Below are 5,798 nucleotides of genomic sequence, written 5' to 3'. Positions count from 1 at the left end.
GAGGCCGGACTGCACCTGTGTGGTGCGATGCTCTGGCTCCGCAGCATCGCACCACACTCGTGATCCGAACTCCAGACAGGACCTAGGGAACCCGGCCCTCGCGGCCCAGAAGATTTCGAGTGCCTCCCGGCAGAGGTGGGCCCAGCGTCACGGCATCGTCGGTGCCGACGGCAGACCTCTGAAGATCCACCGGGCCAGGATACGTACCACCCACTACGCGATGCGCGACAAGCAGACCTGGACCGGCAGCGGGCGGGCGACGATCGATCCGAACCACAGCCCGGCTGTTGAGGGCGATCACTATCTCACCGCCAGCACGCCGGCCCAGCGCAGAGCTGTCGAGACCATCGTCGAGGACGCCCAGCACGACCTGCTCGCACGCGCCCAACCGCCCACGGTCCTCACCGATGAAGACGCCGCCATCCTGGCCCAGGGCTATCCGCAGCTCGTGGCCGCGATGGATATGGGCGAAACAGCCCTCGCCGAACTGGTCGGCGGGCAGCGCGATGTGTTCACCGCGGCCTGCGGCGACCAGCTCTCCGGATTGCACGGGCCGAAGGGAAAGCCCTGCCCAGCCCGCCCCTGGGTCTGCCTGCTCTGCCCGCTCGCGGTTTTCGCTCCTCGGCACGCGGCGAACCTGCTGCGGCTCAAGGCGTTCTTCTCCCGGCAGTGGCAGCAGATGCCCGCTGCCCAGTTCATGGCCGTCTTCGGCCCCTACGCCACCCGGATCCAGCAGGTCCTGGACCGCTTCGACCCGACCGTGTTGGCGCAGGCCGCCACCCAGGTCACCGGCCGGGATGAAGAACTTCCCCTGAGGCCCGAGGAGTTGACCGCGTGACCGGCATGACTTCGCCTTCCACCCACAGCACGCATGCCGTGTCCCCTTTCGCTGGCGCGGACGTCTGCGAGGAGGCGGGCCTCCAGTTGCCCGCAGGGGCTGACCGCGTGTTCTTCGACGACGACCTGTGGGACTTCACCGATGTGATCGGACTGCCGGTCCAGATGCCACTGAGCGCCCGGCGCTTGGACTTCACCACCGTCGCCTCCCCGGACTGGCGCCTGGTCGCTAAAGAACTCGTGATGGCCATGGTGACACCGCGCCATCCGGTGGTGGCGCCGTTGCCTCGCGCCTACCGCACCGCGCTGCATCTGTGGACGTGCGCGGGGCGCCTCGCCGAGCTCAGCCGCTTCTTCCGCTGGCTCGACGCACGGGGTGTCACCTCGCTGGGCCAGGTGGACACGGAGTGCTGCGAGGCATATCTGTGGCACCGGCGCTACGTGCTCGACGAGAACGGCACCGTGGTCGGCAGCCAGAGCCCGGCAACCCGGCGGGCTGCCGCCATGGTCCCGGTCGACCTGGTCAACTACCGCGACCTGTTCACCGCCGACCAGCCCGCCGCCGACCTGATTCCGTGGGGCGGTGCCACCCCTTCCGCCGTCGCCGAAATGCCCAACGGAAGGGACGAGAACAAGACCCAGCCCATCGAGGACAGCGTGCTGCAGCCGATGCTCGCCGCCGCCCTCTACCTACTGACAACATTCGGCCCGCACGCCATCACACTCGCCGAGCAGATACGAGAGGCCTACCACCTCGGCCCCCGCAAGTCCCGCAATGCCAGAAGGGCCCAGGGACGGAAGAAGGCCCGGACTCAGGATCCGGAGCCGAAGATCACCGCACTGCTCGCCGAGCACAGACAGACGAGCGATCCGCTGACGCTGCTGCCTGACCACCACGTTACGGAGCGGATCGCCAAGGGCTGGTCGAAGCATGATCCGCTGGTGAACATCTCTCTGGACCTTCTCGCACGGCGGGCCGGGTTCAGCTTTTTCAGCCCTCGGTGGCTGCCCGCGCTGCGAGGGCCGTTGGAGGAAACGCTTACGGCCGTCGGCGCGGAGCGGGAATTCGGCAGGAACGCGGTCGCGGTCACGATGGCCGCCGGGGACACCACCGTGCCGTGGACGTCGCCGCTGCACCGACAGCAGGCCGTCGCGCTGGTCGGTATCGTCCGCACCGCCGCAGTCATCGTCCTGGCAGCGGCCTCCGGGATGCGCTCGTCCGAGCTGATGGAACTGGAAGTCGGCTGCCGCCGGTCGGAGGAACCCGCCCCCGGCCTGATCCGCTACCGGCTGGTCAGCAAGGTAGTCAAAGGCCAGGGACTCGGCGGCGTCGTCGACGAATGGGTGGTCATCGAACCCGCTTACCGCGCGGCGGAACTCATCGAACGCCTGCACCCCGTCCCAGCCGAAGGCGCGTCCCTACTGGGGCGATTCGCCTTCGATGTCCGCTACCGATGGTTCCGGAACTGGGTCAACTCCGAAGCCGGGGCACGGCTCGGCCTCGCCCCGATCCCGGACGGCCTCGTCAACCTGCGGCGACTACGCAGGACCCTCGCGCTTGAAATGGCCTACCGGCCCGGCGGCGTCCTCGCAACCAAGATCCACCTCAAGCACATCGTCGTCGCGACAACCGAGGGCTACAGTTCCCGCCCAGGCGGGGCCCAAGCCGAACTACTGGCCGAGGTCAATAAGCTGGAAGGCGACCGCAACCTCGACCTGGTCCTGACCGAGTTCCGAAACTACCAGCAGGGCATCCTCCCATCCGGGCCGGGAGCCCGGAGCCTGACCGAATTCTTCGCCAGCATCGACGCCAAGCTCGAACCGATGGCAGCGTCGGCGCCGAAGACCCAGCGCAGTGACCGCGATGTGCTCAACCTGCTGGCCAAACGGGCCAAGACCCTCCACCTCGGGCCAGCGAACTACTGCTGGTTCACCGACCCTGCCCGCGCGCTCTGCCTCAAACTCGCTGGCACCCCTACCGCGGACCGCCCGCTGGTCGGGATGTGTGACTCGGCCCGTTGCCCGCAGGCCACTCACCATCCCTGTCACCGTCCCGTCTGGGCCGAGCATGCCGAACGCACCAAGACCTTCCTCGGCCAGCTCGGTGCACCCCGCAAGACCGAACGCACCCGGCTCAAGGCCGATTACGACCGGGCGGTGCGCGTGATCACCGAGATCGACGCCGTCGACACCAACTCTGGGGAGGAGTCAGCGTGAGGATCACCGCAGCTCAGCGGACGGAGAACGAGAACCGGGTCAGGGCCGCGATGGACCGCCTCCTGCGCGGCGAGATCCCGCCCGGGGGAAAGTGCGACATCAAGACCCTCGCGGGCGAAGCGGGCGTCGACCGCACCGCCTTCTACGGCGTCCGCCCCTACGCCAACCTCCGCGTCGAGTTCGAGCGACGTCTCCAGGCCCTGCAGCAGGCCGGCGAGATCCCCGACCCCCGCGAAGCCCAGGTCGCCCGCCTCAAAGAAGAGATCACCAATCTCAAGAAGCGGCTGTCCCAGTCGGAGCAGACCATCGACGAGCTCACGGACTTCCGCAGCCAGGCACTGGCCCGTCTCGCTGCACAGCACGAAGAGATCGTCCGGCTCCGCGAGATCTCCGCCGGGACAACCCGAGTAAGCCGTCTGCCCGCACCGCGAACCACCGTCATCGGGACATGCAGTTGATGCGGCAGAACTCCTGAACCGTTGGTTCTGACACTCGGTTGCTCAGCGGTGGTTGCCGAGACTCCGGCCGACAGGATGTACTGGAACCAAGAAGGACGTTGAGCAATCTGGCCGTGGTTGCCTTGCTCAACGCCTCGGGCATCAGGGGCGTCTCCGGCACATCAGCCGTTCGAGGATCCGCCTGTGTCCCCCACCCCATCTCCAGGACACCACTGGGCTCGCTACCTCCGGCCGGAGGCCCAATCGGACCAGTGAACCTGTCTCGACCTGCAAGAAAGGGTTTTCGGATCATGCGGCGGTACGTTCTCACTGGCACGCCGGGCGCGGGCAAGACATCAATCCTGCGATGCCTGGACGAGCTTGGCTACGAGGTTGTCGAGGAGGCGGCAACGGCGGTCATCGCACAAGCGCAGGCCCAAGGGGAGGACCAGCCATGGACACGGGCGTCCTTCATCGACGAGATCGTCGCTCTGCAGCGACAGCGACAGCTGGAGGCCACCGGCCCGGTTCAGGTGTTCGACCGGTCACCGGTCTGCACCCACGCCCTCACCACCTACTTGGGGCGGCCGGTGTCCCCAGCGCTGGCCGCGGAGCTCGAACGGATCACCTCGGAAGGGGTCTACGAGCGGCAAGTGCTCTTCGTCCGCAATCTAGGGTTCTGCGAGCCGACCGCGGCCAGGCGGATCGGTTTCCAGGAATCACTGGCCTTCGAAAAGATCCACGAAGAGAGCTACCGCGCGTTCGGCTACGAGCTCATCGACATCCCTGCCGACGGCCTGGCTCGTCGTGTCGCCACGGTGAGCTCAATGCTCGCGCATGCCCCACATCAGGCACCCGCGGAGTGAGCCGCATCACAGCGATGCTCTCGGAATGCAACACGCCCGGCTATATGCGGCGCGAACGTGTCCCAAACGACGCACCTGCTCAATCGCACACAGGCTCATCCGCACACGGTCTCTGCGGACACAAGCCACTGCGCGGCCGCTCGCATGGTGCGCGACCCGAAGCTGACGCTGTCCGACGTGCAGTGGGTGCTCGGACACGCTCACCTGTCTGCCACGGAGGTATATCTGACGCCGCGCAAGGACGAGGTCGTGGCCGGCGTGCTGGCGTACCACGCACGCCATGCCGCGAGAGCATCCAGCCGGTGCTTCCGCCGCCGGCACCGGGCTACGACCCGGCGTCGCTGGACGTCCCGTTCGGGCGCTCGTCATGACGGCCGTGGTCAAGCACGCGACGCGCAAGCCGTTGGAGATCACGAACGCGACCGCGGAGCAGGCCCAGGCGCGGAACAGCCAGCTGCGGGAGCAGTTCCCGGCCCGGACCGCGGAACGGTGGTGGTCCAGAAACCGCCATATCGACGACCGGCGCCTACGCGCCGTTGTCGACACAGCAAATGTCGCCTGATCCTTCACGGGCGTCGAACTGCCTCGGAGTGTCTCCTCTGCTGTGCCTTGCGCGTGCGAAACGATCTCGACGCTTGCCTTTGTCAGGGCCTTCGAGGCCCGACCATAGTAGTGCTGTCGGTTCCGAATTCGCGAAGGAGCATCGGATGGCGATCGAAGGCGTCTCCCCCTACTTGCGGTACGACGACGCAGACGCCGCACTGGACTGGATGGAGCGGGTCTTGGGCTTTACCGACACGGTCCGGTGGCGTGACGATTCGGGACGGACGTTCGAAGCAGACATCCACGCGGGTGCGACGAAGATCGGTGTGAGCGGCGGCGGGGTGAGCGACGAAGGGAAGAACGCCCTCCTCATCGTGCATGTGGACGATGTCGATGCGCACTTTGAGCGGGTCCGTGCTGCGGCCAGCACCGAAGTGGACCCCCCTGCGGACCAGCCGTATGGGCCTCGGACCTTCACCATTACCGACCCCTGGGGGTACCAGTGGAACTTCTGGCAGGGTGAGGCCACGCCACCTGAGTGATCGGCAGACCGCGCGATCGATCCGCCTCGTTCTGCCTCCCGGACAGGGTGAGCGTCACCCGCCGCCCAGCACAGCCCCCCAGACGGCGCGTCACATTACAACAGGACAAACATTCCCTGATGCGGCACCAGTAGGGCTTTGTTAGGTCCTGTGGTGGGGTTCGGGGGTGGGTGCGGGCTGGCCGCATATCGAGCAGGCGCCGGTCCAGGTGGCCAGGATCTTCTGTAACTCGCGGAGGACCGCGTAGCGGGTCAGGCCGGCGCAGGGGCTTTTGGGTCGATTCGCAGCAGGGTGCAGAACGCCTGAGCGAGGGAGGCGAGTGTGACGTGCCGGTGCCAGCCGTGGAAGCTGCGGCC

General features: G+C 67.1%; 6 protein-coding genes. All 6 read left to right on the top strand.

Annotation, left to right across the window (positions count from 1 at the left end):
- Positions 1 to 220: 220 nt before the first annotated feature.
- The 6 genes from H8R17_RS44115 to H8R17_RS44090 all read left to right on the top strand — a co-directional run bounded on the left by H8R17_RS44115 (position 221) and on the right by H8R17_RS44090 (position 5,442).
- Positions 221 to 838: a hypothetical protein gene (locus H8R17_RS44115; RefSeq protein ID WP_223126157.1), complete on the top strand. Its 618-nt coding sequence runs from the start codon at positions 221 to 223 to the stop codon at positions 836 to 838.
- Positions 839 to 876: 38 nt separating this feature from the next.
- Positions 877 to 3,054 carry a site-specific integrase gene (locus H8R17_RS44110; RefSeq protein ID WP_316959739.1) on the top strand — a complete coding sequence of 726 codons (2,178 nt, stop codon included), beginning with the start codon at positions 877 to 879 and terminating at the stop codon, positions 3,052 to 3,054.
- Positions 3,051 to 3,512 carry a hypothetical protein gene (locus H8R17_RS44105; protein WP_187828792.1) on the top strand — a complete coding sequence of 154 codons (462 nt, stop codon included), beginning with the start codon at positions 3,051 to 3,053 and terminating at the stop codon, positions 3,510 to 3,512. The genes H8R17_RS44110 and H8R17_RS44105 overlap by 4 nt, the downstream gene beginning before the upstream one ends.
- A 290-nt stretch (positions 3,513 to 3,802) precedes the next feature.
- A complete protein-coding gene (locus H8R17_RS44100; protein ID WP_187828791.1) occupies positions 3,803 to 4,357 on the top strand; it encodes an ATP-binding protein in 555 nt (184 codons plus the stop codon).
- A gap of 367 nt (positions 4,358 to 4,724) precedes the next feature.
- On the top strand, positions 4,725 to 4,919 hold the full coding sequence (locus tag H8R17_RS44095) for a hypothetical protein (protein WP_187828790.1): 195 nt from the start codon (positions 4,725 to 4,727) through the stop codon (positions 4,917 to 4,919).
- A 145-nt stretch (positions 4,920 to 5,064) separates the two neighbouring features.
- Positions 5,065 to 5,442, top strand: a complete 378-nt coding sequence (locus H8R17_RS44090; RefSeq protein ID WP_187828789.1) for a glyoxalase/bleomycin resistance/extradiol dioxygenase family protein — start codon at positions 5,065 to 5,067, stop codon at positions 5,440 to 5,442.
- Positions 5,443 to 5,798: the final 356 nt, after the last annotated feature.

The organism is Streptomyces sp. TRM68367 (assembly GCF_014495685.1).
Lineage (GTDB): Bacteria > Actinomycetota > Actinomycetes > Streptomycetales > Streptomycetaceae > Streptomyces.
This window is presented reverse-complemented; position numbering and strand designations above follow the sequence as displayed.

Bases quoted from the DNA above. Each gene is read 5' to 3' on its own strand.
- H8R17_RS44115 (WP_223126157.1), top strand. From the start codon at position 221: ATGCGCGACAAGCAGACCTGGACCGGCAGCGGGCGGGCGACGATCGAT.
- H8R17_RS44100 (WP_187828791.1), top strand. From the start codon at position 3,803: ATGCGGCGGTACGTTCTCACTGGCACGCCGGGCGCGGGCAAGACATCA.
- H8R17_RS44095 (WP_187828790.1), top strand. From the start codon at position 4,725: ATGACGGCCGTGGTCAAGCACGCGACGCGCAAGCCGTTGGAGATCACG.
- H8R17_RS44090 (WP_187828789.1), top strand. From the start codon at position 5,065: ATGGCGATCGAAGGCGTCTCCCCCTACTTGCGGTACGACGACGCAGAC.